The sequence below is a fragment of the Haloarcula sp. R1-2 genome (genome assembly GCF_011627385.1).
Classification (GTDB): Archaea; Halobacteriota; Halobacteria; order Halobacteriales; family Haloarculaceae; genus Haloarcula; species Haloarcula marismortui.
In genome coordinates this window covers 25,140-51,497 of sequence record NZ_JAANTG010000004.1, presented here as the reverse complement: position 1 = coordinate 51,497, position 26,358 = coordinate 25,140, and the positions used below count along the sequence as shown (strand labels likewise).

Genomic DNA, 26,358 nt, shown 5'->3' with positions numbered 1-26,358 from the left:
GCCACGCCTCAGTGTGCTTCCGGGGCTTCCTGCCGCCGACCCGACAGCGACGCTCGCGCTCCTCACAGCGATCGGGGCAGGGGTCGGACTGGGAACGCTCAGCGGACTCGTTCCGGGGCTACACGCCAACACGTTCGCGCTCTTGCTCGCTGCTGCGGCGAGCAGTTTGCCCGGGCCGCGGCTCTACGTCGGCGTCGCGATGCTTTCGGCCGGGGTGACACACACCTTTCTCGATGTGATTCCGGCGCTGGCACTGGGCGTGCCGGACCCGGCGATGGCGGCCAGCGCGCTACCGAGCCACCAGCTGGTGATAGAGGGCCGCGGTCGGGAGGCGCTTCGCCTGTCTGCGCTGGGGAGCGGGCTCGCCGTGGTGTTTGCCGTCCCACTCGCGGTTCCGCTCACTCTGGTAATGAAGCGTGTGTACCCGCTCCTCCGGCCGTGGCTGTCGGTGCTACTCGTCGGGGTCGCCGTCCTGCTCGTGGTCACGGAGCACGGCCGCCGCCAGCAGGTCGGCGCTGCGTGTTCGCTCGCCGCGAGCGGGCTGCTCGGAGTCAGTCTGCTCGATGCGCCAGTGACCGGCGCGTTGCCTGTGTCAGACGTGCTGGTCCCGCTGTTTTCGGGGCTGTTCGGCGCGCCGGTGCTCTTGGCCGCTATCGAGGGGGATGGCGTCCCGCCACAGGCCGGTGCAACGGTGACGACGCCGCGGCGAACAGTCGGCGTCTTAGCAGGCATCGGCACGCTCTGTGGGGGTGCAGTCGGCTACATCCCGGGAATCTCGAGTGCTATCGCGGCGACGCTAGCGTTGGGTCTGGTCTCCGACCAGGGACCGCGAGCGTTCATCGTGACGACGAGCGGCGTCAACACGGCGACGGCGGTATTTGCGCTGTTCGCGCTCATCTCGCTCGGGACGCCCCGGACCGGCGTCCTCGTCGCGCTGGACCGGGCGGAAGTCCCGCTGGTGCTTCCAGCGCTGCTTGCGGCAGTCGCTATCGCTGCCGTCGCCGGCGCGATACTCGTCCCGACGCTGGGCGACCGGTACCTCCGAATTGTCGGCCGACTGGACCCGACATATCTCTCGCTGTCGGTGATTGCAGTACTCGTCTGTCTCTCCGCGCTCTTCGCCGGCCTCGTCGGGGTGGGCGCGTTCGGGGCCGCGACTGCAGTGGGCCACCTGCCCCCGAAGTTCGGAGCCCGGCGAGCAACCCTGATGGGGGTCTTACTCGTCCCGCTGGCGTTATAGGTAGCCCCGCTGGCGGAAATGAGCGAGCAAGACTCCGACGACGATCACCATCCCAATCATCACCGCGGGATACCCGAACGCCCAGCCCAGTTCCGGCATATTGTACGGGCTGTCGGTGAAATTCATCCCGTAGACGCCGACCACGAATGTCAGTGGGATGAAGATCGTCGCAACGACGGTCAGCATCTTCATCACCTCGTTTGTCGACTGGGACACCGTATTCAGGTAGATATCCCGCGCCCCCGAGACGAGGTCGCGGTAAGTCTCAGTCAGGTCGACAATCTGGACCAGGTGGTCGTAGACGTCCCGGAAGTATTTCTCCGTCTGTGGCTGGATCTGTTTGGGGTCGCCACGGGCGAGCACGCCAATTGCCTCCCGTGCTGGCCAGACCTGTTTGCGGAAAGACAACAGGTCACGCCGAACGTCGTTGATCCGTTCGAGCGTCTCGATATCGGTGGAGGTAGTCACCTCCTCTTCGATCTGTTCGATATCGGTCTCGATCTCGTCCAGCAAGTCGAAGTACGCGTCGACGATGACGTCGATGACCCGGTAGGCAGTAAAATCCGGGCCGCGGTGAAGGAGTCGCTCGTCCCCACGGCCGACAGCGTCCATCACGCGCTGGATGGATGGGACGGCGCCCGTCGACAGCGTGACAACCCAGTCGGAGCCGACAAACAGGCCGAGCGGCGTCGTTTTCACCTCCTTGTCGAAGGTCGTATCGCCGGGCGTAAGCGACGCAGATTTGACGAGCACGAACGTGTAGGCGTTGAACTCCTGAACGTTCGCCCGGACGTCGTTCTTGATGTCATCGATAGCCAGCGAATGAAGGTCGAAGGCGGAACTGACGGCGTCAACCTCATCGGCTGTCACGTCGGTGACGTGAACCCACGTCGTTCCGGCAGCCGTTCGGGCGGTCGTCAGATCCTCGTACTCTATCGCCTGCTCGTCAGCGTACACCACTGCGGAAATCACGGCGTGTCCTCCGTCGGCGTGGCGTGGCCGACGGCCGCCACAGTCAGCCCGACCATCACCGCCGTTACTGACACAGACCGGCCGGGATAGGCGACGCTCGTCCCGACGGCGTAGCCGGCGATACCGACAAGCGTGAGCACCACACCGCCGACAGACAGCCGATTCATGCCTCCGTTATCACTGGCCCGAAAGAAAACAGTGTCCCCGCAATCAGTTGCCCGAGTGCGAGAGGCCGCCAAGCAGCGTATCGACGCGCGGCCCTTCGCTGTCGTCAAGCCGCTCAGGGTAGACGGCGACGGCGACGACCACGTCGCCCTCGTGTTCGAAGCTCGTGAGGTGGATCAGGACATCGACACTCTGACCCTCAATGGTCGTCGTCCCGGAGAACACAGCCACCTCACGGGACTCACCCAGCGCTTCCACTGTGCGGTTACGCTCGAACTGGACGTCGTTGATCTGGTCGTTTCGACTGGCGACTTCCTCGACAAGGCGTTCGTTGGACCAGCTCGCGGCGGGGTTCAGCGTCTGTCCCGCCACACTGGCGCTGGGCGTCGAGAAGACGATGAATCGACCGGCGTTGACCTCACCGACCGGTCCGAGATCGATGCCACGCTGGTACTGTCGGACGTGGTTCGTGACACGGATGGTTCGCTCTTGGCCGGCGACGGTGACCGTCCGCTCGATTGTTTGTTCGTCCGCCATCGACTGCTCGTAGCCGGTTTCATCGAGCGCACTGTCGCTGACTGTCGCCGGTGCGGAGTCGAACGCTACCGTCTCTCCGGTTATCAGGCCGGTACAGCCCGACGAGACGACGAGTACCCCGACAAGAAGCGTGAGTATCCCCTTTCGCATTGTTGTCCTTACACTGTGTCCAGTATATAAAGTACATGGCCGTTCAAGGTATCAGCCGGGCTATAGAACTCACCGATACGCGTTTAGAGCCGGTACATCGTCCCTTCAGAGGCGATAGGTCGGCCCGTCGTCGGTGTCCTGCACCTCGACACCGAGCGCTTCGAGTTCGTCCCGGAGTTCGTCGGCGCGCTCGTAGTTACCGGCCTCCCGTTCCTGTTGACGGACGGTCAGAACGAGGTCGACGACGTCACCGGCCAGCGACACGTCGCCGCTGTCGTCGTCGCCGAAGGCCAGTCCGAGGATGCCGCCGCCGAATTCCTCGAACGTCTCGACGGCGCGGCGGAGCCCCTGGTAGTCGTACTCGTCGTGGCCGTCAACGTGCGTGTTGACCGCGGCCGTCAGGTCAAGCAGCGCGGTCATCGCTTCCCGCGTGTTGAAATCGTCGTTCAGTGCCGCCTCGAACGCCGAGCGAGCATCCTCAACAGCGTCGCGAAGCGTCTCGTCGGTCACCTTCGTGTGGGCGTCCACGTCGTCGCAGGCTTCGACCGCCCGCTCGTAGCCACGGGAGAGGCGGTCCCAGCGTTCTTTGGCCTCCGCAATGGTCTCATCGCTGTATGTTGCCCGCGAAGTGTAGGCCGTCGACAGCAGGAAGGTTCGGAGTACGTCGGGGCCGAACTCCTCTACAGCGTCGGCGACGGTGAAGTAGTTGCCAAGTGAGGATGACATCTTCTCCTCCTCGGTTTCCAGCAGGCGGACGTGGAGCCAGTAGTTCGCGAACTGCTGGCCGGTCGCGGCCTCGCTCTGGGCTACCTCGTTCTCGTGGTGGGGAAAGACAAGGTCCTGCCCACCGACGTGGATGTCGATGGACTCGTCGAGGTGGGTCATCGACATCGCCGAGCACTCGATGTGCCAGCCGGGTCGCCCCTCGCCCCACGGCGAGTCCCATATCTGAGCGGTCTGGCAGGCTTCCTCGGCGGGTGCGGCCTCGGGGTGCTGGTGGTCGGCGATGTCCTCCGGGTCGACGCCGCCGGCCTTCCAGAGCGCGAAGTCTGCGGGGTGCCGCTTCTCCCCTTCGGTGTCTTCGCCCTGGGACTCGATGTCGTCGACGGACTGGTTCGAGAGTTTCCCGTAGTCCTCGAAGCTCGTCACATCGAAGTAGACGGAGCCGTTCTGCTCGTAGGCGTGGCCCTGCTCGATGAGTCGCTCAACGAGGTCGATGATTTCCGGGACGTGCTCTGAGACGCGGGGGTACACCTCCGCGCGGCCGAGGTTGAGCGAGCGCATATCGTCGATGGCCTGCTGGACGTAGTGGCGGGCCACGTCGGCCTCGCTGTCGCCGTCCTCGCCGACGCGAGCGACGATCTTCTCGTTGACGTCGGTGAGGTTCTCGACGTGGTGGACGTCATAGCCCAGATAGTCGAGCCAGCGGGCCATCACGTCAACGTGGACCCAGCCGCGCGCGTGGCCGAGATGGGGCGGGTCGGAGGTCGTCAGCCCACAGTAGTACAGCAACACGGAGTCGGGGTCGCGCGGCTCGAAGGGCTCTTTCTCACCGGTCAACGTGTTCGTCACGCGAAGCGTCATTACCCGGGAGAACTGTGTCCGCCCGCTTTAAGCCGTCGGAAGGCGGCTCACTTTTGAACTGCAGCTTCAACTGTTCGGAGTACGTCAGGCCCCGCGCGGCGGCTCACTACCACGACGAGCGCGGCGTCGGTGACACCGGCAGCGTCGACGGAGACGTCCGCCGCTCGCAGGCGTCCTAGCACCTCGGCCAGCGCCGCCGCCGAGAGGTCACCGGTGGCGACGATGCCAGTCAGCGACCCGGCGCCATCGGCGAAGGCGGCGTCGCCGACTGTGAGGACGGCGGCCGACTCAGCATCGGGGGACTCGACCCGGCCAAGCCCGCTCTGCATCGAGACCCTGGCGTCGCTGTCGTGTGGCGGGTCGGTGGGCAGTTCCTCGGCGAACCGACGGAGCGCAGTCGCGACGGCTTCCTCCTCGCCGTCGATGTCGAGCGTACGTGCGGCGGCCGTGTAGTTGACGATGCCCGCCCGGAGTGCGTCGTAGAGAAACGGCCGCTCGCGGACGGCATCCCTGGTCGCGGCTGCGAGTGACATTGGCGTCGGCCACGGGCGGCGTGGGCAAAAGTCGTTCTATCAGGCGCGAGCGAACGCGGTTCCACGGGGCCGCTCGCTACCGAGGGGCCTCGCCGTCCTGTGATGAACGGTAAACGGGCGCGCTGGACCCGCAGAACTTCGGGACCACTCCCAGCGACTGAGAACAGTCAGAGGGGATTGTGCCACAGGAGGCCGTCTCTCTACATGAGGGAAGGACAATGGCTATTGCACAACGCGAACGGCAAGTGTTCGGACAGCCCCTGAAAACGGCGGAACGAGTCATTGGTGGCCTCGTCGTGGTCGCCGGCGCGCTGGGACACGCCGCACTGCTGGCAGCCGCCGGACTGTTGTTCTACGTCCTCCTGTTCGGGCTGTGACTAAGTAGAATCGGTCGGCAACGACACACTTTCGGCACGCAACACTACACAGCTCGCCGGCTACCCGAGCAGGTCAACGAAGGCCCTAAGGACGGCTCGCACCAACCAGTGGATATGGACGAAGCACTCGTTATCGCGGCCCACGGCTCCCACCTGAACGCCGAGTCGAGTACGCCCACCTACGACCACGCGGACACGATTCGAGCGACCGGCGCGTTCGCCGAGGTCCGTGAATCCTTCTGGAAGGAGGAGCCGTCGTTCCGGGAGGCACTGCGGACCGTCGACGCCGACGAGGTGTATCTGGTTCCGTTGTTCATCTCTGAGGGCTACTTCACCGAGCAGGTCATTCCACGGGAGTTCCGGCTGGAGGACTGGGACCCCGAGCTGTGGGACTCCGACGGGACGAGCGCGACCAACGCGACGCTAGCCGCCGAGGACACGGACCAGACGGTCCACTACTGCGGCCCGGTCGGAACGCACGATTCGATGAGCGATGTCATCGTCCAGCGGGCCGAGTCCGTCACCGGTGACCCCGACGTCGGCGACGGGTTCGGCCTCGCAGTCGTCGGCCACGGCACGGAGCGCAACGAGAACTCCGCGAAGGCCATCCAGTACCACGCTGACCGCATCCGCGAGCGGGACCGCTTTGATGAGGTGCAGTCGCTGTTCATGGACGAGGACCCCGAGGTCGATGATGTCGCGGATTACTTCGAGAGCGACGACATTGTCGTCGTGCCGCTGTTCATCGCCGACGGCTTCCACACGCAGGAGGATATTCCCGAAGACATGGGCCTGACCGACGACTACCGGACGGGCTACGACGTGCCGACCACCGTCGAGGGCCACGACATCTGGTACGCCGGCGCGGTCGGGACGGAGCCGCTAATGGCTGACGTGGTGCTCGAACGGGCCGCCGACGCGGGGGCCGATGTGAGCAGCGCCATCGAGCAGGTGCGTGAGGAGACCGGCGGGGGCACCACGGCCGCTGGGGACTAGCGGTAGCGAGCGACGATTGCTTCGGTCCCCGAGTGGACTATGATGTCCTCGGTAACTGCGTAGAGAAAACTGAAGTCGAGACGAGGTTCGTGCCAGCGGAGAGTGCCGTCGGTCCCAAACTGAAACAGCCCGTGGTGCTTCGTGTTGAGAAACACTGACGCGCCGTCCGGGGCCGGGACCGCGCCCGTTGCCCCGAGATCTATCTCGAATTCGCTTCGCCCTCGTTCCATGGCCGCCAACCGCTCATCATTGAACCGCCACAGTTCTTCGCCATCGGCGGTGGCAATCGCTATCAGGGCGTGACGCTCCGGAATGTAGACGATTTCGCCGTCACGGCTGAACCGCAACGGTCCATCCGGAATAGTGGTGCCCCTGTTCACCCAGCGGGGTGCCCCCGAGTCGCGGTTGAACGCCCGGAGGAATTCCGAGCGGGCGTAAACCGTGTCACCGCGCACGTGCGGCCGGCCGTTGAGGCTCCGCTGTAGGGGCTGGTCCCACAGAACCGAGCCATCCGGGGCGTACACGTCGAGTTGGGACTCCTCGCTGGTCCCCCAGTCGACAGCGAGGCTGCCGTGTCCCGCACCGACTGTCGGCAGGTCGCTCTTGGATGGGTCAGTGGGGACCGGAAGCGACTTCGACCACCGCTCTGCGCCGCTCTCGCCGTCGAAGGCAACGATGCGTCCGCCGTCGGTCCCGACGTACACACGGCCGTCAGCGGCGGCGACACTGGCTACTGGGTGGTCGACGGTTTCCGTCCAGGCTCGTCCGTCGCCGGCCACCGCGACGACGTGGCTGGCTTCCGTTCCCACGTATAGGTGGGCTCCGTCGCTGGCCCAGTCCGTAGCTACGCCCTTGAACTCGAAGCGACCCAATCTGGTCCCATCAGCGAGTGTGTATCGAGCAACAGCGCCTACCGGGTAGTCGTCAACGAAGCGCGTCGCATCGAACGTCACTTCGAACAGCGTCCCGTCAACCAACGTGACCAGCCGGCCGCCGTCGTCGGCGGTTTCCCACTTCTTATCGCCCGGGCCGGGGCGATAGCCACACCCGGCGAGCGACCCGACAACGCCGGTCAGGCCCGTAAGAACCGTTCGGCGGCTGTACTCCGTCACGTCGGTCCCTCCGTGGCCATCGCCTCCAGTCGTTCGATGCGGGCCTCGGTTGGCGGATGGGTCTGGGGGAACACGTCGTTGGCAACGAAATCAGGCGCGTCTTTGAACTGTGTCTCGTCGATGGGTGCGATATAGAGCGCGTCGAGACCACCGTCTTGCGCCCGGAGGTCGTGGTCCGGGGCCGCCGCCATCTCGTCATCGATGGTCGCCAGCGCGCTGGCGAGCGCCGCAGGGTCGCCGGTGATAGCGACGGCCCCGCGGTCTGCGGCGTACTCGCGGTACCGCGAGAGCACGCGAAACAGCGTGAAACTGGCGAGCCAGAACACGGCTGAGACAGCGAGCGTCAGTAAGGCACTGACTGTCAAGATAAAGATGCCGAGTAAGAGGCTCCGGGCGCTGTCGCTATCGGTGTGTCGGAAGCCGGTGAAAGCACCGGGGATGGCCTGAAGAAGCCCGAGGGTGCTGGCTGCGAGGCTGTAGGTTAGCGTCGGGAGCACGTAGGAAAGCGACATCACGGTGGCGTCGCGGTTCTTGATGTGAGCGAGTTCGTGGGCGATGACGGCGTCGCGCTCGTCGTCGTCGAGTGCGTCGAGCAGTCCGGTCGTGAGCACCAGCGTGGCGCTGTCGGGACTCCGGCCAACAGTGAATGCGTTCGGCGCGTCGCTGTCTGCAATGGCGACTGCCGGTGCCGGAAGGTTCACTGATTGCGCTAGCCGTGTCACGTTTTCAACCAGACCGGGTTCGTCGTCGGGGCCCACGGGGCGAGCGTCCAGCGCCCGCAGGGCGATGGTGTCGCCAACGGCCAACTGCGCGGCGAACCCGACCACGACGCCGCCAGCGACCAGCCACGGCTCGATGTAGAACTCGCCGGCCAGCACCCAGTCGGTGGCTAGCTTCGCCAGCCATATTCCGGCCGTGTTCACGAGTGCAAGGCCCGCGTAGACGAACCCCACCGGGAGGAGTCCCACAAGGACGACAGCAGTCGCCATTCGGACCTGTAACCCCCGGTCAGTCGGCCAGTCCACAGCGTCCACCTCCGGACACGGACCGCCCCCACCAAATTGTCATAAATCATCTACGATTCTTGTAAAATATAATTTTACCGAATTTGGAACTATCTCCACTCCGATTGCCGGAACAGGCGACTTTTCCCGGTGCGACACCTACGGCGGCGGTATGGACGACACCCATGTCGAGGCGTTCGCCGAGGCAGCGTCGGACGGTATCGCGTTCGACGGTATCGAGGCAGCGGTCGAGGGTGGACGCTACGCCGTCGAGACGACAGCGGAAGCAGAGAGTACGAGTATCGCGGACCTCGATGGCCTGGCCGCGTCGTACCCCGAGTACATCTCGAACTGGTACTTCTGGCACGCAAAAGCGCCTCAGGCGGAGCCTCGCTGGGCGTATCTCCGGTGGCTCGAAAACGCTGAGTCGACGCCGATTCCGGACCGATACGACCAGTTACGAGAGGGGCTGACGACGACGTGGGGTGAGCTCTCGATTACCGTGACACTGGACGAGGACGACGAGCGGGTGTACGACCTCCGCCACGTCGACGACACGGGGACAGACGCCGATTCGCTGGACGCGTACGACGACCCACTGGACGCCCGTACCCTCGCCAAACACGACGACCGTGACCGCTACCGCCCGCTGAAAACAGCCCCCACTCTCCAGTCAGGCTGGGTGTTTCCCGAGCTCGGACCGACGGAGCTAGTCCAGGCGGTGGACTTCTTCTATCCGGCCACGATTTCGAACTGGCACCGTGAGCGTGAGGGCGAGTTGGACGTGAGCCACTGGCGCGACACCGTCGACCGCCAGACCGGGATTTACGGCGTTGTCAAGACCTGGGACCGCGGCGACGGCTACGAACACGTCAACTGGGTCGCCGAGGCTTGCTGTGACGATTCCCAGTGTCTCAAGCGCCGGGAGTGGCAGTACGACGACGAAACGGAACTTGACGTCGACGGTGGGTCGGGGAAATTCCCCTGCCGTGAACCCTGTTCCCTCGTCATCGCTGGCGCACGCAAGTGGACGAAACTCGAAGGCGAGCAGTCCCAGACCTACGAGTTCGAACTCACGCCAAGCGAGAAAGAACAGTTGGAAGCCATCATTGATGCTGTCGCCGACGGCGAGGCAGACGACATCCGCGAGGCGGACATCTACGAGGGAGCCAACCGGTACCGCGCACGGTTCCTGCGGGCGAAGCTGTTCGACGACGAGGAGAACCTCGGCGGCGTCGAGACGGAGCAGTAACCGGGTTTCAGGACGAGCGAAGAGTCACGGACAGGAGTCCCAGCACGATTGCGACCGCAAATACGGCGGCAACGGTCAACAGCACGCTTTCGGTGAGTACCAGCGTGATGAGCCCCGCAATCAGGGCTGTGAAACCGCCAGCCGCCAGTATCGGTCCAGCCGACAGGTCTTCGAGGCTGGGTTCTGAGTCCGTCGCCGGTTTCGGCTGTGGCTTTGACAGTTCCTCGTCGACGATGACCGGTTCGTTCTCCGTCCCGCCTTCCGGGATGTAAATGTCGATGTATCGAGTCTCAGCGCCGTATCCAGTCACGACCTTTAGCTTGCCACGGACTGGTCCGTCACCGTCGACGGTCACTCTGGCCAATCGGTCGGTTTCGGCCCGCACGTGGTGATTTGTGGCGTCAAGCGAGGCGACAGAAGAGAGCGAATCGCTGAGGTGGAGATGGACGTGCAGCGCCTCGCCGTGATTGACTAGCTGTACATCGAAGCTCCCTGTCGCGTCGAACTCCTTTGGAACGTCCAGGCTGTGGATGTCCGTCCGGTTGAGGTGCACGGGCAGGGAGTCAGGCACGGATGTGACTCCGCGTGGCGAGGAAAAAAAGGTTCAGGCCGGTGCCTCGTCGCGCATGTCCGGCGGGAGCAGGTTCGGAATGCCGTCCTCGATGGGGAACGTCTCGCTACACTCGGTACAGGTGAGTTCGCCCGACAGAATCTCGCCGTCGTCGTGCTCCGTCACTTCGAGGTCGAGGTCGTGCTTGTCCAGAGGGCAGCAAATAATTTCCATCAGGTCCTCTTTCATACATTCGACCAAGACCGGCGGTCGCAAAAGTCTGCCGCTCTCTCAGTGGTACCGCCCCACCGCTGGGCGAAGGTAAGTGGGCACTCAAACGCCGAACCCGAGAGGAAGGGCGCTCAGAACGGCTGTTCGCGGACGATAGTTTCGCCGCGGCCGGGACCAACGCCGATGGCGTAGGCCGGTGTGTCGAGTTCTGATTCGATGTATTCGACGTAGGCCTTCGCGTTCTCGGGGAGTGCGTCGTACCCCTCTTCGGCGGCGTCCGCCCAGTCGACCTCGGGCCAGCCGTCGAACGACCGGAAGTTCGCCTCGCACTTGGCCCACTGTTCGGTGGTCGCAGGCATCGATGCCAGCTCCTCGCCGTCGAGCGTGTAGGTGTGGCCGACCTTCACTTCGTCGAGGCCGGCGAGCACGTCGAGGTGGTTGATGGCGATGCCGGTAAAGCCGGACACGCGCGTGGAGTGGCGCAACATTGGCAGGTCGAGCCAACCGACACGTCGCGGGCGGCCGGTAACGGTCCCGTACTCGCCGCCTTCCTCGCGGATGTAGTTCGCTAGCTCCTCGTTCTCGCCTTCGCCCTGCTCGTCGTAGCCGGGCGTATCGCCGACGACACCGCCGAGTTCGGTCGGCAGCGGGCCACTGCCGACGCGGGTGAGGTACGCCTTCACGATCCCGATGACTTCGCCGTCGCCGACGACACCGGGACTGAGTCCGGTCCCGGTCGCCGCGCCGCCGGCCGTCGGGTTCGATGACGTGACGTAGGGGTAGTTCCCGTGGTCGATGTCGATGATTGTCCCCTGTGCGCCCTCCAGCATGACGTTCTGGCCCTCGTCGATGGTCGCGCTGAGGAAGGCCCCAGCGTTGACGGTCATGTCCTCGGCCTCGAAGCGACGGCCGAACTCGCGGAACTCCTCGAAGATGGCGTCCACGTCGAAGGCGTCCGGATCGTCAAGCTCGTCGACATCGAGGTCGTACACGTCCTCGACGACGGCCCGCTTCTGCGGAACGACGTATTCGAGGCGCTCGCGGAGCACGTCCGGGTCGAGCAGGTCGCCGACGCGGACGCCGCGACGACCGGCCTTGTCCTCATAGGTCGGGCCGATACCCCGGCCCGTCGTCCCGACTTCGTCATCCGTTTCGCTTTTTAGTTCCTCCTCGATACCGTCGAGCACGCGGTGGAACGGAAGAATGACGTGTGCTCGTTCGGCGATGCGAACGTCCGGGTCGAGGCCCCGTTCCTGGAGCGTGTCTATCTCGTCGAACAGCGTTCGCGGATTGACGACGCACCCGTTGCCGAGTACGCCGACCTTGCCGCGGATGGCTCCGCTCGGAACCAGCGAGAGCTTGTACTCCTCGCCCTCGTGGACGACGGTGTGGCCGGCGTTGTCGCCGCCCTGATAGCGCGCGACGACGTCCACGTCGTCGCCGTACAGGTCGACGATGCCGCCCTTCCCTTCGTCGCCGAGCTGTGAGCCGACGATGGTTACGGTCATCGCACGCACCTTCCATCCACCGTGATAAACAGATTACGGTCCGGAACTCACGCTCGTGAGCAGTACCCATGTGAATCGTTACGACGGTTTTAAGACACCCCTGTTCAAACGTATCAACGTTGTAGCGATTATCCGAGGGAGAACCTTTAAATACCGCAAACACAAGTTAACAATTGCCATGATAGACAGGCTTGAAAAGGAAGTTGACATGCTGGAGCGCCACTTGCAGGTGCTTCGCATGGTTATCGAGAACGAGCCTATCGGTATCGTGAAGATGTCCAACGAAACCGGCTACCCGCACCACAAGGTGCGGTACTCCCTGCGCGTTCTCGAAGAGGAGAACCTCATCGAGCCCTCCAGCCAGGGTGCGATCACGACCGAACAGACTGGTGAGTTCGTCGACGACCTTGACGAGAAGGTCGACGAAATCATCGACAAGCTCGAAGGTATGAAGATCGAAGACGCAGCCGAAATCGAAGGCTAAGCTTCTTTCTCAGAGTTCCGGGACCGCCAGGTGGAACTCCTGGTTTCTCGCTTCTAACAGGCAGAGGTGAAAGCCCTCTTTGCGCGAGAGGTTCACGAAGCTCTTCCGCTTATCCCGGTTGAACAGCCCGCTAGAGGTAGCTTCTTCGGCGGTTTCGAGTGCGCCCGGCTCGAAGAAACTACTCGTGACGAGAAACGCTGACGCGAGCGACCCGGAAGCGTTGCCGACCCGCTCGGCGTTCCGGATGAGATCCGACATCTGGCCCTCGGAGGCCGGTTCGCGCGAGTTGTTGATGTTTGCAACAACCAGCGGGTTCCCCATCCGGTCGCGGACGACCACGTCGAACCGTTCCTGCGAGCGGTTTTCCTGTCCATCCTCGGTGTAGGTCACCGTGACGTTGCCGTTCAATTCGGCGCGGTCGATGGCTGGGAGGCCCTCGTAGAGGTCCTTCATCGCGCCCGCGTGTCCGGTGTCCCGAATCTCGTAGAGGAGGTTCCGGATGAGCCAGTTGACAAAGCGGTACTGGATGCTGTCTTCGAGGAACTCCTCGAACGGCGTCCCGTTGACCGCAGCGCCCTCGGCCTCGAACTGCGTGTGGTACTCCAGCCTGAGGTTCGCTTCGACCTCCTCGCGGCTCGCCTCGCCGTCCTTGGCCTCTTCAAGCGTCGCCTTGCCCTTCGAGTCGTACCTGACGAAGAGGTTCGTCCCGTTTATCGCCTCGCCGGCGCTGAGCCGGGTACCACCTGCGGCGTCGTCGTTTTGCTCGTCGAGTTGTTCTTCCAGCTGGTCGATTTTGGCCCGCGCGTCGGCTAGCTCCGACTCCAGGCGGTCGCGTTCGTCACGAAGCTCTTGATTTGTTGCCTCCAGATCGGTGAGTTCGGATTCGAGCTCCGACACCGTCTCGGCTCGCTGTTCGAGTTCGGATTCGAGTTCTGCGACGCGCTCCCCCTCGCGCGGTGTTGGCTCTTCGTCGGCAGGCGACTGTCGCTGGTCCCCTGTCGACGGCTGGGACTGCGGCGTATCGACCGGCTGTGGGTCTTTCGTAGGTGTGCCACGGCTTTCCTGAGCCGGTGCTGGTCCCTGCACACTGGGTTCGGTTGACGATGTCGGGTCGTCTTGGGCTGGCTGGTCACGTCGTGGCGTCGATACCTCTTGCCCACCTGTTGGTGGCGTCTGGGTGGATGACACGCTGGAGGGTGTGCTTTCCTGCGCACCGCCGGACTTGTTCGGGTCCAGCGACGGGACCGAGCGCGTCTCCAGGTCCGTACTTGCCCCGCCAGAGCCGGCTTCGGGTGTCGGAGTTGGCGAATCAGTCCCGGGCTGTGCCTTGGACGGCTGTGGCTCGGTGCTCTGGTTCGGTTTCGAGTCGGTCGGTTCAGGGTGGCGGTCTGTCGAAGCCGTCTGGTCGGTCTGTGCCGGTGAACTGCGGGTACTGGCTTGCTGGGCTTCCCGTGTCTGTGACGGCTCGGCCCCCCGGCGTTTCGGCTCTGTCTCCCCGGTAGTCTCACGCACCCCGGTCTCCCGTTCAGTCGGTTCCGTCTGTGTCGCGGTGTCGGTGTCTGCCGTCGCCCGGTCGGTCACCCTGCTGTCTGGCCGGCTGTCCGCATTCGGCTTTTCGTCCACGTTCGGTTGCTCGTCCGATTCGGAACTGCGGCGGGACCGGCCCGGATTCGCACCGGCAGCTTTCGACCCCGGCGGGCCGCTGCTTGCAGGGCCGCGGTCCGGTGTCGACTCTGCTGCGGTCCGAGTCTGCCCAGCGTCGTCGGCTCTATCGGTTCCGCTGTCCCTGGTGGCTTCCGGTGGCGTCTCGACCGACTCGTCGCTGCGAGCGTCGTCGCGTTGCGGTGCCCCGTCCGGCTCTTCCTCGCCTGTCGCCGCGGCGTCCGCCACACCAGCATCAGCCGGTTCGTCGGTAGCGGCTGTCTCGTCACCAGCGTCGAGCGGGTCAACGCCGGCAGCCGCCGGGTCTGCTGACTGCTCGTCCGTCTCGTCTTCCGGCGGTTTCGGAATCTCGATCGGCTCGATGTCGACCGGCATAACCTCGTAGATGCCGACCTCGTCGTTGGCCGTCTCGAACGCCTCATCGTCAGTGAGCAGATTGTCAGAGTTCCCGACCCACGCGACGCTCATCGAGCGGCCCTGGTGGTAGACGGTGTAGTAGTCGCCCGAGAGGACATTCTCGGAGAGTTCGATAAAGCCGGTAAAATTGCCACTCGACAGGGTCTGGTCGACTTCCGCAAGCGCCGTGTCTTCAGTGTAGTACTGTGCTTTCACCTCGTCGGCGCGCTCCTGCATCACTGCGAGCAGTGGCAAGGCCTCGTGCGGTGACCGCTTAGCTGTTCCCGACGCGTCCTCGAAATCCTCGATGGTGCCGTCGAGGACGCCGACGACGGTCCCGTTCAACATGAACAGGCGCGTCGGACCCGTGATGACCGCGCCGGAGAACTCCTGCCCGGCGAGGTCCTGTAGGCCCGCGAACCCGCCGTCGAACGGAACCGACTCCCACCCGTCGACCCGCTCGACCGTGCGTGTACTCATTACTCCCACCAAGCCGGATGGTGAACAAATAGTTTGTGCCCACGGGCGCGGTCCGATGGACATATGATGATTCGAACCGAAGTGTTGGTATGGCAGAGGAGCCGGGACTAAGCGACCAGTATCCGACTGCGAGTCCGTGGCCGCTGTTCGTTGCACTGGGATTAGCACTGTCAGAGATCGGCGTGTTCGTCGGACTCTTTCCAGTGGCTGTCTTCGGGCTGATACTGTTTGGCGGTAGTATCGCCGGCATCCTCACGGAGTCCGGGTACGTGGGGCGGCCGTGGCCGACCATGCTGGGTGTGGGCGTCATTCTCATTGTCCTCGCTGCTGCGTTTACGCTCTGGCAGGTTCCGGTCGCCGACATCGCGCTCTCGAATGTCGGGACCGGGCCGCTGTTCACTCGGCTGGTGGCTGTCGCCGTGGCGGGCGCAGTGATGATCGCAATGGGTGGCGTTGCCTCGATAATGGAACAGACCGCTGTCTGAGACGGGTCCCTGCCCGATACGGAAACCAACAATCTATTTACTGGCCTGTGCTAACGGGCAGACATGGCACTGTTTGGGTTCGAAAAAGACACCCTGCTCGACCTCACCGTGAACATCATTCCGCTTGGGATCCTCTTCTTCTTCATCGTTGCATTTGCCGTGTTCCCGGCGTTCGGAACGGACCCCGTTTTCTCCGGGCTGCAGTTCGCGTTGATTATCTCGATGTTCCTGTTGCTCGCTGTCCTGACGTACTACGCGGGGAAGGCTGTCGAGAACGCCGAGAAAGAGAACGACGAACTGGGCCACGAAGGCTGAGCGGCCAGTTGCAGACAGACCGTTTCGAAGACGCCCGCGCTTGGCACCGGGCGACAGTGTGAGTGGTCCCTTATTTTTGAAGCTGTAATGCTGGATGGGAGCCGTATTTTATGGTCGTTGCTGCAGGAATCGACCCTTTGATAATGTCCCAGTCCTGAAGGACGACTATGGTAGCAGGAGATATTGTGCTGACGGGGCTGATGGCCGTCCTCCTCGTCGGCGTCGCCGCGCTTCTCACCCGTGTCGAGAACTGGCGTTCGTATACGCCGCTCGCGGGTGGCGGGGCCGTCACGGGTGACGAGACGGCGGTCATCAACCGTGAGAAACCCGCAGGTATCATTCGCTGGCTAACAACTGTCGATCACAAGGACATCGGTCTGTTGTACGGGGTATACGCGGTCATCGCCCTGGCTGTCGGTGGGATCATGGCGATGCTCATTCGTATCCAGCTCGTCACGCCCGCAGGGGCCATCCTCGGCAACAACGCCTACAACTCCATCCTGACGAGTCACGGCATTACGATGCTGTTCCTGTTCGGGACGCCCATCATCGCGGCGTTCGCGAACTACTTCATCCCCCTGCTTATCGGGGCTGACGACATGGCGTTCCCGCGTATCAACGCCATCGCGTTCTGGCTGCTCCCACCAGCAGCACTGCTGATCTGGGCGGGGTTCTTCCTCGCGCCGGTGACCGACAACATGATCGAGCCGGCCCGCACGGCCTGGACGATGTACACGCCGCTGTCCGTCGAGCAGGCGAACCCCGGTGTCGACCTGATGCTGCTGGGGCTGCACCTTTCGGGCGTCGCAGCGACGATGGGGGCGATCAACTTCATTGCGACCATCTTCACGGAGCGCAATGAGGAGGTCAACTGGGCGAACCTCGATATCTTCTCGTGGACAATCCTCACCCAGTCCGCACTGATCCTGTTCGCCTTCCCGCTACTGGGGAGCGCCATCGTGATGCTGCTGCTGGACCGGAACCTCGCAACGACGTTCTTCGCTGTCGAAGGTGGCGGCCCGCTGCTGTGGCAGCACCTGTTCTGGTTCTTCGGCCACCCTGAGGTGTACATCCTCGTCCTGCCGCCGATGGGACTGGTTAGCCTCATCCTGCCGAAGTTCTCCGGGCGAAAGCTGTTCGGCTTCAAGTTCGTTGTCTACTCGACGCTCGCCATCGGCGTCCTCTCGTTCGGTGTCTGGGCCCACCACATGTTCTCGACGGGCATGGACCCGCGGCTCCGGGCCTCGTTCATGGCTGTCTCGTTGGCTATCGCAATACCGAGCGCGGTCAAGACGTTCAACTGGATCACGACGATGTGGAACGGCCGCCTGCGTCTGACGACGCCGATGCTGTTCTGTATCGGCTTCGTCTCGAACTTCATCATCGGCGGCGTGACGGGCGTGTTCCTCGCCTCCATCCCCGTTGACCTGATCCTGCACGACACCTACTACGTCGTCGGGCACTTCCACTACATCGTGATGGGGGCCATCGGCTTCGCGGCCTTCGCGGGCATCTACTACTGGTTCCCCATCTTCACCGGTCGGATGTACCAGCGCACCCTCGGGAAGGCCCACTTCTGGTTCTCGATGGTCGGGACCAACATCACGTTCTTCGCGATGCTCGCACTGGGTTACCTGGGGATGCCACGACGGTACGCCACCTACCAGTTTGACGGCGCTATCGCACCGCTGACGCAGGTGTCGACGTTCCATCAGGCGGCGACGGTGGGCGCATTCATCCTGTTCATCGGTCAGCTGTTCTTCGTCTGGAACATTGTCCAGTCCTGGCTCGAAGGCCCGAAAGTCGAGGACGGCGACCCGTGGGACCTCGAAAGCGACGGGATGCTGGACCGCGAGTTCCAGTGGTTCGACGAGCAACTCGAAGCCGAGGCACCCGAAAAGGACCCATCGCTGCTCGCTGACGGCGGCCAAGAAGAACAAGACGACTCGTAAGCGTCCCGAACCCTGTTTTCGTCTGCTTCTTTTCGTTCGCAGCCAGAACGGACAGTGCCTGTTAGCTTGCGCCAGAGACCAGTACCATAGCCGTCACGAACATCATGAGCGCGATTCCGGTCAGGACGAGAAACAGTAGCTCTTTCTGTGACATAGGATAGCTACGACGTGGAAGTGAAAAAGGCTAATCGTCTCCGAGCCGTTGGTCTCACATGAGCGAGTCAGCCGAGGCCAGATCCGGGCAGCAAATCGTCCTTCGCCTGTATGTTGCTATCGTTGTGCTTGCCGGTGTGATGGGGTTCGTCCTTGGAAGCATTCGTCCGGAGGACCTCGAACCGGAACTGTTCGGTGTAATCGCACTACCGCCGACGCCGTTCGGTGTCGCTATCTACGGGTTTGTCACTATCGGTATCGTCCTTGGCGTGTTGCTTGGCCTCGTCATATACGTCTCCGAGCGAATCGACGACGCGGCCAGTTCGTGACCAGAGCGACACGGTGATCAGCGGCGTTTTCGACGAAGCAACACGAACGCACTGCGATGAGACGCCTATCGTGACTCGACAGGTCCGGGCAGCGTGCTACGAGAGCGCCGTTACGCGACGCTCGCCGTTACGCGACGCTCGCCGTTACGCGACGCTCGCCGTTTCCTGATAGCTCCCGTACTCTGCCTCGAAGACAGCCATAATCTCGCCCATCGTCGCGTAGGCTTTCACCGCGTCGATAATGATGGGCATGACGTTCCCGCCGTCGGTGACCACTTGCCGTAGGTCATCGAGCGCCGCCTCCACGGCCGCGTCGTCGCGCTCTGCTTTGACCGTCGCGAGCTTGTCCCGCTGGCGTTCCTGTACGTCCTCGTCGACGGTGAGAATCTCGGGTTCGGTGTCTTCCTCGACGGTGTACTTGTTGACGCCGACCATGACTTCTTCCTCGCTCTCGACGCGTTGCTGATACTCGTAGGCAGCGTCCTGAATCTCACGCTGGAAGTAGCCGTCCTGAATCCCCTGAATGACGCCGTCCCGGACCGACCCGTCGCCGAGTTCATCTCTGATGTGATTGATGTAGGCCATTGCCTTCTCTTCGACCTCGTCGGTCAGTGACTCGATGGCGAAACTGCCGCCCATCGGGTCGACGATGTCGGCGGCCCCCGACTCCTCCGCGATGATCTGCTGTGTCCGGAGGGCGACGCGAACGGCCTGCTCGGACGGGAGCGCAAGCGCTTCGTCGAAGCTGTTGGTGTGCAGACTCTGGGTCCCGCCCAGCACACCTGCGAGGGCCTGAATCGTCACCCGGACGATGTTGTTCAGCGGTTGCTGGGCAGTCAGTGACTGGCCAGCGGTCTGGGTGTGGAACTTCAGTTGCTTGCTCGCGTCGGCCTCCGCGTCGTACCAGTCGCCCATTACCCGGGCGTAGATGCGCCGGGCCGCGCGGAACTTCGCGATCTCCTCGAACATGGAGTTGTGTGAATTGAAGAAAAAGGAGAGTTGTGGGGCGAACTCGTCAACATCCAGCCCACGGTTCAGACAGTCCTCGACGTAGGCGAAGCCGTCCGCGAGCGTAAACGCGAGCTCCTGTACCGCTGTCGAGCCGGCCTCCCGGATGTGATACCCCGACACAGAAATGGGCTTGAACTTCGGCGTCTCCTGACTGGCGAACTCGATGGTGTCGGTCACAAGCTTCAGCGACGGCTCTGGCGGGATGACCCACTCTTTCTGTGCGATGAACTCTTTGAACATATCGTTCTGGAGCGTCCCACGGATTTCCTCGCGTGGGACGCCCTGCTGGTCGGCCAGCGCGATGTACATCGCATAGATGACGGGAGCGCTGGGGTTGATAGTAAAAGAGGTCGACACCTCGCCGAGATTGATGCCGTCGAACAGCCGTTCCATGTCCGCCAGTGTGTCGACGGCGACACCCTCCTTGCCCACCTCGCCGTCGGCCATCACGTCATCAGAATCGATCCCCATCAGCGTCGGCATATCGAAGGCCGTCGAGAGCCCGGTCTGGCCCTCGTCGATGAGGTAGTGAAACCGCTCGTTGGTTTCGTCAGCGGTCCCGAAGCCCGCGAACTGTCGCATCGTCCACTGCCGGCCGCGGTACATTGTCGGATAGACACCGCGTGTGAACGGCTCCTCGCCGGGGAAGCCGATATCTTCCTCGTAATCGAGGCCATCCACGTCGCGTGGCGTATACAGCCGGTCTACATCGAGGTTTGAGACCGTCGCGAACCGCTCCTTGCGTTCGCCGTAAGCGTCCAGTACGGGGTCCAGTGTCTCGGCTTCCCACTCGTCTTTCTGCTCGCGGATTCGTTGGAGGTCTGACTCGTCGAACATACTCCGGTGTATGTCATGATTTAGTAAGAAGGTTCGGGCAAAGCGGGGTGCTACCGTCGATCACACCGCTAGGGACTAGTCTTGGAGTCGTTCCGTTGTCTGTACGAGCGGGTGGTGTGCGTAGTCGACGACCTCGATATCGTCGATGGACTCCAGGTCGGAGTCCGCGGCCGTCTCGGCCATCCCCAATTCGACCGTCTCATCGAGGACGATGACGTAGGCGTCCATCTCGTCGATGTCGAGTCTGGCAGCGGCTTTCACGCGGTGATGGCCATCCGCCAGCAGGAGGTCTCCGCCGTTGTCGATGACGACGAGTGGTTCCGCCAGTCCCCGTTCCAGTTCGTACACCCGGCCTTCGAGTTCGTCGGCGTACACCGTTGTCTGTGTTGGCGTCAGGTCATCGAGGTCCACCTCACGGCGGCCTTCGTGTGTCGTGATCCCGTGGATATTCTCGAGCGTCCGGCCGAGCTTGTCTACCTTGCCCGGTGTCGCCCGTTCGATCTGGGAGCGGATCACGTCGGCGTTCGAGATGATACCGACAAGATGGCCGGCGTCGTCGACAACCGGGAGTTTCTGGATGCCCGACCGCAGGATAACGCGCGCCGCGTCCTGCACGGCCATGTCTGGATGTGCCACAAGGATATCGTCGGTCATCACGCGGAACATCGGCTCGTGGTCCTCTGCGAGCAGCAGGTCGCGCGCGCTAACGAATCCCTCGACCCGGCGGCCGTCAGTCACCGGAAACCCGCTGAAGTGGTCATTGTCGGCGATTCGTCGGGCGACCTCTCCCACGGTGTCGTCGAGTTCGACGGTGGCAACCTCGCGTGTCATATAGTCCCCGACCGTCGGGCGATTCGAATCCTCCATCGGCACTGGGTTCTCGACCGACAGCAAAAAAGGCTCGCCTACAGCGGTTCGCCGTCGTCGGGTTCGACGAGCGTTTCCGGGCTGTCCTCTCCCTGTTCTGCCTCGTCGTCTGTCGGTTCAGCCGCGTCGGCTGCCTGGTCTGGATCGTCACCACCGTCTTCGTCGCCGTTCTCCAGAAACATCACATCGCTGTTCCAGTCCGCTGTGCCGTCGTCACCAGCCTCTCCAGATGCGCCTTCGGCCGTCGCTGAGGTGTCGTCGCTGTCCTGACTAAGCGCCGTCGACTCCGTGAACGCGGCCACGTCGTAGTCAGCACGGGCGTAGACGCGCCCAAGCAGCCGGTGGGACCGCGACTGGACAGCGTCGAGGAACCGATTGGAAACGATAGCGCGGACAATCTCCTCCAGTGATTCCTCGCGGTCGTCGACGGTGATCATCCCCACGTCGATCTGTGCGCCCGCCATATCGGCGTGACCGCCCGCGGACCCGATCTGTCCGAAGGCGTCCCGCAGCGCCTCGCCGAGGTCGATATCTGCCCCACGTGCCCGAGCGGAGACGTATATCGTCCCGTCGACGACGCCGTACACCATCGTCGTCTGGACGCCTTCGAGGTCGAGGAGCCTGTCAGCCGCCTGTGCGAGTGCATCCCGGTCACTGATCTCACCGACACCAGTCAGGAGCACTGAGCCCTCCTGATCGCGGTTTGTAATCGCGCGGCCGATGACCGACAGCGTCTCCGGGCTCACGCTTGGGTCTTCGATTCGCTGGAGCGTCGCCATGTCGGCGTTCGTCACGAGATGCGCGGCGGCCTCGAAGTCCGCGGCAGCGACTTCCCGGCGGAAGTCCTTCGTGTCGACCTGAATGCCGAACAGCAGGCCCGTTGCGATAGGTGTCGGAATGTCAACGTTGAACCGCTGGAGGTAGTCGACCAGCAGTGTGCTCGTCGCCCCGACGCCGCTTCGGAGGTCGACGAAGCGGGCTTCGATCGGAACGCGTGGCGGATGATGGTCAATGACGATGTCGATGGGGGTCTCTGGGGGGAGTTGGTCGTTGACACCGGCTCTGGAGTGGTCAACTAGCGCAAACGCGTCGAACGCTTCCAGTTCGTCTGGTGAATCGGCGTCAAGGTTTCGGAGGTCAAACTCGAGGAGGTTGACGAACGCCCGGTTCTCCTGATGGGATATCTCCCCGTAGTAACAGATCGTCACCTCGCAGTCGGCTCGTTCAGCGAGCGCTCCGAGGGCGACAGCGCTGGCAATCGCGTCAGGGTCGGGATTGTCGTGCATGACGACAGCGAGATGGTCGTCGATGTCCCGCAGTACCTGATGGAGCTGTCTGGCCCGCGTTCCTTCGTCGCCGACCGACTGGGTAACGTAGTCGGTGACGACGGTCTCCGGTGTGACCAGCCGGTCCGCCACGCTGTCAAGCCGGTCGCGCTGGTCGGTTGTCGCGCCGTGGCCGGCGTATGCGAGGAGGAACGCATCGGGAAAGCAGTCACGCGCGGCCGTTGCCGCGTCGGCGTTCTGTTTGGGATCCTCACTGGCGACGATGATGCTTTCGGGGTGAAAGTCGAGGTCGGCGAGAACAGATGGGTCGGCCTGGTCGGCTTCGAGCACGTTGATGCCGTCCGCCCGGAGCGTTTCAGCACGGTGCTCGTCCTGGGTCACGACCGCCAGCTCGCCGCGGTCGTCGCTAATCGCGTCGAGAAGGTCCGCGGCCGTCGGCCCGAGTCCGAGCACCAGCCGAGAAAGCATACCGTGCAGTCAGCACTGGAGCGTCTAAAAACCCGTTACTTCAGCCGTTCCTGCAGAAACGACGGATGTGCGGCGGTAACACCGTCGAGAGCGAGGATCTTGTCTTCGATGACGTCCGCCAGCGAGTCACCGTCCATCGCCCGGACTTCCGCCATCAGCATATGGTCGCCGCTAGACGTGTACAGTTCCTCCATCTCCGGAATCTCCTTGAGGTTCCGCGTGGCTTCGACGTAGCAGTCGCTCGCGATGTCGATGCCGACCAGCGCAATCGACTGGCCCGCCAGCTTCTTCGGGTCGACATCGGCGGAGTAGCCGACGATGACACCCTCCTCTTCGAGTTTCTGGATGTATTTCCGGACTGTCGGCTTCGATACCTCCGCTCGCTCTGCGATTTCTGCGTACGAGGCCTGTGCGTCCTCTTCAAGGACCGACAGGATTCGACGCTCCGTAGACTCGGCACTCATGCACTAATCTTTTCGGTGCATGAAAAAATATCTTCCGAACCAGAAACCCACGTTCGGGGGGTATCCGCAGTCCGGCAGCGAGCCTTATTTGTGGTGTTCGAGGAGGTTGTCGTAGGTCCGCTCCCACTCCGCGTCCTCGTCGAAGTACCGCTCTGCGAGCGGTTCCTCGGGCATTTCGCCGATCTGGCGCTTCTCCTCGCCGTAGGAGGGGCGCTCGTCTTCGATGTACATCCGACCGGTGAGCACTTCGCCTTCGTACAGTCGCTCTTCGGTCTTTCGCATCATCTCGGCGGCTTCCGCGCGGTCCGAGACGTCGAAGTCGAACTCGTCGGACTGCTGGACGTCCGTGTACGGGACGTAGTGTTTCGCGTCCTTGTTCCAGGTCGGACACTGGGTCAGGAAGTCGATGTGCGCGAAGCCGTCGTGCTCGATGGCTTCGGCGATGATTTCCTTCGCCTGGTTCGGGTTGACAGCCGCGGTCCGGGCGATGTAGGTCGCACCGGCGTTGAGCTGCTGGGACAGAGGGCGGATCGGCGACTTCGCCGAGCCGTGGGGCTGTGTCTTTGACTTGTGGCCCTTCGGCGATGTCGGGGATGTCTGGCCCTTTGTCAGCCCGAAGATCTCGTTGTTGAACACGATATACGTCATATCGTGGTTCTCACGGGCCGTGTGGATGGTGTGGTTCCCACCGATACCGTAGCCGTCGCCGTCCCCACCGGCCGCGATGACTTCGAGGTTGGGGTTGGCGAGCTTCGCGGCCCGGGCGACGGGCAGCGAGCGGCCGTGGATGGTGTGGAAGCCGTAGCTGTTGAAGTAGCTGTTGAGCTTCCCCGAACAGCCGATACCGGTGAACAGCGCGACTTCGTCGGGGTTCTTGCCGACTTCCGGCATGGCCTGCTTGAGCGCCTTGAGGACGCCGAAGTCGCCACAGCCCGGACACCAGGTCGCCTGGGGTTCGATGCCGGGTGTAAACTCGTCGCGCTCGATTTCGCGTTCTTCGTTGATTGCTGAGAATGCACTCATAGGTTAGTCACCTGCCGCGGGTACGTACTTCATGTTGCTCGCGGCGAGTTCCTCGCCGTCGATGCTGGATTCGAACCCGTCGACGATCTCGGCGGGCTCGAAGGGGTTGCCGTTGTACTTGAGCAAGCTCGACAGCTTGTCGCCGTACTTGCCGAGTTCCTTCTGGGTCAGACCGCGGAACTGGGCCGTCGCGTTCATCTCGACGACAAGTGCCTCGTCGACTGATTCGAGCCACTCAGAGACTTCTTCCTTCGGGTACGGAGCCATATCGGAGACGCCAAGCGCCTTCACGGAGTGGCCGTTCTCGTTGAGTCGGTCGACGGCCTCGAAGACGGTCCCCTGCTGGCTGCCCCACACGAGGATGCCGTAGTCGGCTTCCTCGGGTCCGTGGTAAGTCTGGTGGGACGTGTTCTCGTCCAGATCAGCACGGATGTCGTCGAGCTTGTTGAGCCGACGGTTCATCTGGGCGATGCGGTTCTCGGGGTCCTCGCTGATGTGACCCGATGGGTTGTGCTCGTTGCCTGTCGCGAGGAAGCGGCCGTCCTTCTGGCCCGGCACGGAGCGCGGGCTGACGTTCGAGCCGTCCTCGGGCTCGTGGAGGAACCGCTGGAACTTCCCGGAGGAGTGGTGTGCGGCGTCCTGAATCTCCTCTTCGGTGAGGACCGAGCCGGGATCGGCGTTTGGCTCCTCGTCGAAGTGGCTGGCCGGGAGGTTTCGGAGTTCGCCCTGAATCTTCTGGTCGTAGATAACGATGACCGGGATCTGGTACTCGTAGGCGATGCGGAACGCCGAGCGGGTCTGCGTGTAACACTCGCGGATGTTCGCCGGTGCGAACACGACGCGGGCGGAGTCGCCCTGTGAGGTGTACAGGACGTGCTCAAGATCAGCCTGCTCGGGCTTGGTCGGCATCCCCGTCGAGGGGCCGGCTCGCATCGCTTCGACCAGCACGATAGGCGTCTCGGTCATCTCTGCCAGTCCAAGCGGTTCGGACATCAGCGCGAAGCCACCGCCGGAGGACCCGGACATGGCCTTCACGCCGGCGTGGGATGCACCGAGCGCCAGCGCGGCGGCCGCGATCTCGTCTTCGACCTGTTCGGAGATGCCGCCGAACTCGGGCAGATGCTGTGACATGATCGTGAACACGTCGGTCCACGGAGTCATGGGGTAGCCCGAGATGAAACGACAGCCCTCGTCGATTGCGCCGTAGGAAATCGCGTTCGAGCCCGAGAGAATGACCTGCTCCTCGTCGTGGGAGCCCTCGGGGACCTCGATATCGTGGTCGATATCGAGTTCGCTGGCGGCTTCGTAGGCGTCCTCGAGAACGTTGAGGTTCGCCTCCTGCATGTCGCCGCTCATATTCTGTGTGATGAGTTTCTCGAACTCGTCGGTGCTGATATCGAGAATCGCCGCTGTCGCGCCGATACCGGCCGTGTTCCGCATAATCTCGCGGCCGTGCTCCTTGGCGATGCCGCGGAGGTCCATCGGGACGACGTGCCAGTTGTTCTCCTCGGCAGCCTCTTCGAGCCCGATTTCGTCGACATCCTCGTCGTCGAGCAGCCCCTCGTCGTAGAGGAGAACGCCGCCTTCTCGGAGGTCGTCGAAGTTCTCGTACAGCGGTTTGAGCTCTTCTTTCCCGTAGTAGGCCTCTTCCTGTGGGTTCCGGGCGAAGGAGTCACCCAGTGCCAGCAGGAAGTTGTAGCCGTCCCCACGGGACTGTACCGGTTCGTCCTTTGCACGTACTTCCACGTACGTGTGGCCGCCGCGGATACGCGACGGGTAATGACGGTGTGTGAACACGTTCAGCCCCGACCACATCAAGGCCTTCGCGAAGTTCTGGCTTGTCGAGTCGATTCCGTCACCGGAACCACCGGCGATTCGCCAGATTAGTTCGTTGTCTGTCATGGTGAAATCCTCGGCCCCAGCTCTGGTGCCGTA

Annotated in this window: 26 protein-coding genes; 9 read left to right on the top strand and 17 right to left on the bottom strand. The window is 63.1% G+C overall.

Annotation, left to right across the window (positions count from 1 at the left end; genetic code table 11):
* Positions 1-13: 13 nt before the first annotated feature.
* A complete protein-coding gene (locus G9C82_RS16335; protein WP_007188918.1) occupies positions 14-1,240 on the top strand; it encodes a tripartite tricarboxylate transporter permease in 1,227 nt (408 codons plus the stop codon).
* Here the strand turns inward: G9C82_RS16335 and corA are convergent.
* The 5 genes from corA to G9C82_RS16310 form a co-directional block, all read right to left on the bottom strand.
* Positions 1,235-2,212 carry a magnesium/cobalt transporter CorA gene (corA, locus tag G9C82_RS16330; RefSeq protein WP_127014685.1) on the bottom strand — a complete coding sequence of 326 codons (978 nt, stop codon included), beginning with the start codon at positions 2,210-2,212 and terminating at the stop codon, positions 1,235-1,237. The two genes, G9C82_RS16335 and corA, sit on opposite strands and share 6 nt — an antisense overlap.
* Complete coding sequence (locus G9C82_RS16325; RefSeq protein ID WP_164734770.1) at positions 2,209-2,379, bottom strand: hypothetical protein; 171 nt, start codon at positions 2,377-2,379, stop codon at positions 2,209-2,211. Before G9C82_RS16325 ends, corA begins: the two co-directional genes overlap by 4 nt.
* A gap of 43 nt (positions 2,380-2,422) precedes the next feature.
* Entirely contained in the window at positions 2,423-3,064 is a 642-nt protein-coding gene (locus G9C82_RS16320; RefSeq protein WP_004956742.1) for a DUF6517 family protein, read from the bottom strand.
* A gap of 105 nt (positions 3,065-3,169) precedes the next feature.
* Positions 3,170-4,648 (bottom strand): cysteine--tRNA ligase, encoded by a 1,479-nt coding sequence (gene cysS, locus G9C82_RS16315; protein WP_127014684.1) that lies wholly within the window; start codon positions 4,646-4,648, stop codon positions 3,170-3,172.
* 47 nt (positions 4,649-4,695) lie between these two features.
* The gene (locus G9C82_RS16310) at positions 4,696-5,181 is read right to left on the bottom strand and encodes a hypothetical protein (protein ID WP_127014683.1); all 486 of its coding nucleotides are present in this window, start codon (positions 5,179-5,181) and stop codon (positions 4,696-4,698) included.
* A 218-nt stretch (positions 5,182-5,399) separates the two neighbouring features.
* On the opposite strand from G9C82_RS16310, the gene G9C82_RS16305 reads away from it, so the two are divergent.
* Together G9C82_RS16305 and G9C82_RS16300 are read left to right on the top strand one after the other, a co-directional pair.
* The gene (locus tag G9C82_RS16305) at positions 5,400-5,558 is read left to right on the top strand and encodes a hypothetical protein (RefSeq protein WP_011223535.1); all 159 of its coding nucleotides are present in this window, start codon (positions 5,400-5,402) and stop codon (positions 5,556-5,558) included.
* A 114-nt stretch (positions 5,559-5,672) separates the two neighbouring features.
* Positions 5,673-6,554 carry a CbiX/SirB N-terminal domain-containing protein gene (locus tag G9C82_RS16300; protein WP_011223534.1) on the top strand — a complete coding sequence of 294 codons (882 nt, stop codon included), beginning with the start codon at positions 5,673-5,675 and terminating at the stop codon, positions 6,552-6,554.
* Here the strand turns inward: G9C82_RS16300 and G9C82_RS16295 are convergent.
* Together G9C82_RS16295 and G9C82_RS16290 are read right to left on the bottom strand one after the other, a co-directional pair.
* Positions 6,551-7,666, bottom strand: coding sequence for a PQQ-binding-like beta-propeller repeat protein (locus G9C82_RS16295; protein ID WP_049938870.1), 1,116 nt, complete (start codon positions 7,664-7,666; stop codon positions 6,551-6,553). The genes G9C82_RS16300 and G9C82_RS16295 overlap by 4 nt on opposite strands.
* The gene (locus G9C82_RS16290; RefSeq protein ID WP_127014857.1) at positions 7,663-8,655 is read right to left on the bottom strand and encodes a M48 family metalloprotease; all 993 of its coding nucleotides are present in this window, start codon (positions 8,653-8,655) and stop codon (positions 7,663-7,665) included. Before G9C82_RS16290 ends, G9C82_RS16295 begins: the two co-directional genes overlap by 4 nt.
* A 187-nt stretch (positions 8,656-8,842) precedes the next feature.
* Here G9C82_RS16290 and G9C82_RS16285 point away from each other — a divergent pair, with 187 nt between their 5' ends.
* Positions 8,843-9,922 carry a DR2241 family protein gene (locus tag G9C82_RS16285; protein WP_004956723.1) on the top strand — a complete coding sequence of 360 codons (1,080 nt, stop codon included), beginning with the start codon at positions 8,843-8,845 and terminating at the stop codon, positions 9,920-9,922.
* Between the two features lie 7 nt (positions 9,923-9,929).
* On the opposite strand, the gene G9C82_RS16280 is transcribed toward G9C82_RS16285, so the two are convergent.
* The 3 genes from G9C82_RS16280 to G9C82_RS16270 form a co-directional block, all read right to left on the bottom strand.
* A complete protein-coding gene (locus tag G9C82_RS16280; protein ID WP_004956720.1) occupies positions 9,930-10,475 on the bottom strand; it encodes a hypothetical protein in 546 nt (181 codons plus the stop codon).
* A gap of 51 nt (positions 10,476-10,526) precedes the next feature.
* Positions 10,527-10,721, bottom strand: coding sequence for a methytransferase partner Trm112 (locus G9C82_RS16275; protein WP_127014682.1), 195 nt, complete (start codon positions 10,719-10,721; stop codon positions 10,527-10,529).
* Positions 10,722-10,834: 113 nt separating this feature from the next.
* Positions 10,835-12,211, bottom strand: a complete 1,377-nt coding sequence (locus G9C82_RS16270) for an adenylosuccinate synthase (RefSeq protein WP_004956714.1) — start codon at positions 12,209-12,211, stop codon at positions 10,835-10,837.
* 178 nt (positions 12,212-12,389) lie between these two features.
* Here G9C82_RS16270 and G9C82_RS16265 point away from each other — a divergent pair, with 178 nt between their 5' ends.
* Positions 12,390-12,695, top strand: a complete 306-nt coding sequence (locus tag G9C82_RS16265; RefSeq protein WP_004516266.1) for a hypothetical protein — start codon at positions 12,390-12,392, stop codon at positions 12,693-12,695.
* 9 nt (positions 12,696-12,704) lie between these two features.
* Here G9C82_RS16265 and G9C82_RS16260 read toward each other — a convergent pair whose 3' ends face one another.
* Complete coding sequence (locus tag G9C82_RS16260) at positions 12,705-15,233, bottom strand: hypothetical protein (RefSeq protein WP_127014681.1); 2,529 nt, start codon at positions 15,231-15,233, stop codon at positions 12,705-12,707.
* 89 nt (positions 15,234-15,322) lie between these two features.
* Here G9C82_RS16260 and G9C82_RS16255 point away from each other — a divergent pair, with 89 nt between their 5' ends.
* The 4 genes from G9C82_RS16255 (at position 15,323) to G9C82_RS16240 (ending at position 18,467) form a co-directional block, all read left to right on the top strand.
* A complete protein-coding gene (locus G9C82_RS16255) occupies positions 15,323-15,718 on the top strand; it encodes a hypothetical protein (RefSeq protein ID WP_121303254.1) in 396 nt (131 codons plus the stop codon).
* A gap of 63 nt (positions 15,719-15,781) precedes the next feature.
* Positions 15,782-16,033 (top strand): DUF6684 family protein, encoded by a 252-nt coding sequence (locus G9C82_RS16250; RefSeq protein WP_004956700.1) that lies wholly within the window; start codon positions 15,782-15,784, stop codon positions 16,031-16,033.
* A 167-nt stretch (positions 16,034-16,200) separates the two neighbouring features.
* Entirely contained in the window at positions 16,201-17,985 is a 1,785-nt protein-coding gene (locus G9C82_RS16245) for a cytochrome c oxidase subunit I (RefSeq protein ID WP_004956695.1), read from the top strand.
* Positions 17,986-18,197: 212 nt separating this feature from the next.
* Positions 18,198-18,467, top strand: coding sequence for a hypothetical protein (locus G9C82_RS16240; protein WP_004956692.1), 270 nt, complete (start codon positions 18,198-18,200; stop codon positions 18,465-18,467).
* Positions 18,468-18,611: 144 nt separating this feature from the next.
* Here G9C82_RS16240 and G9C82_RS16235 read toward each other — a convergent pair whose 3' ends face one another.
* From G9C82_RS16235 to G9C82_RS16210, 6 genes are all read right to left on the bottom strand, one after another.
* Positions 18,612-20,315, bottom strand: a complete 1,704-nt coding sequence (locus G9C82_RS16235; protein WP_007188906.1) for a methylmalonyl-CoA mutase family protein — start codon at positions 20,313-20,315, stop codon at positions 18,612-18,614.
* A 75-nt stretch (positions 20,316-20,390) separates the two neighbouring features.
* Positions 20,391-21,182 (bottom strand): CBS domain-containing protein, encoded by a 792-nt coding sequence (locus G9C82_RS16230; protein WP_004956686.1) that lies wholly within the window; start codon positions 21,180-21,182, stop codon positions 20,391-20,393.
* A 38-nt stretch (positions 21,183-21,220) separates the two neighbouring features.
* Positions 21,221-22,936, bottom strand: a complete 1,716-nt coding sequence (locus G9C82_RS16225) for a DHH family phosphoesterase (protein WP_127014680.1) — start codon at positions 22,934-22,936, stop codon at positions 21,221-21,223.
* 35 nt (positions 22,937-22,971) lie between these two features.
* Complete coding sequence (gene lrpA1, locus G9C82_RS16220) at positions 22,972-23,400, bottom strand: HTH-type transcriptional regulator LrpA1 (RefSeq protein WP_004956678.1); 429 nt, start codon at positions 23,398-23,400, stop codon at positions 22,972-22,974.
* Between the two features lie 84 nt (positions 23,401-23,484).
* Positions 23,485-24,423 (bottom strand): thiamine pyrophosphate-dependent enzyme, encoded by a 939-nt coding sequence (locus G9C82_RS16215; protein ID WP_004516277.1) that lies wholly within the window; start codon positions 24,421-24,423, stop codon positions 23,485-23,487.
* Between the two features lie 3 nt (positions 24,424-24,426).
* Positions 24,427-26,325 carry a 2-oxoacid:acceptor oxidoreductase subunit alpha gene (locus G9C82_RS16210; protein ID WP_127014679.1) on the bottom strand — a complete coding sequence of 633 codons (1,899 nt, stop codon included), beginning with the start codon at positions 26,323-26,325 and terminating at the stop codon, positions 24,427-24,429.
* Between the last annotated feature and the right edge of the window lie 33 nt (positions 26,326-26,358).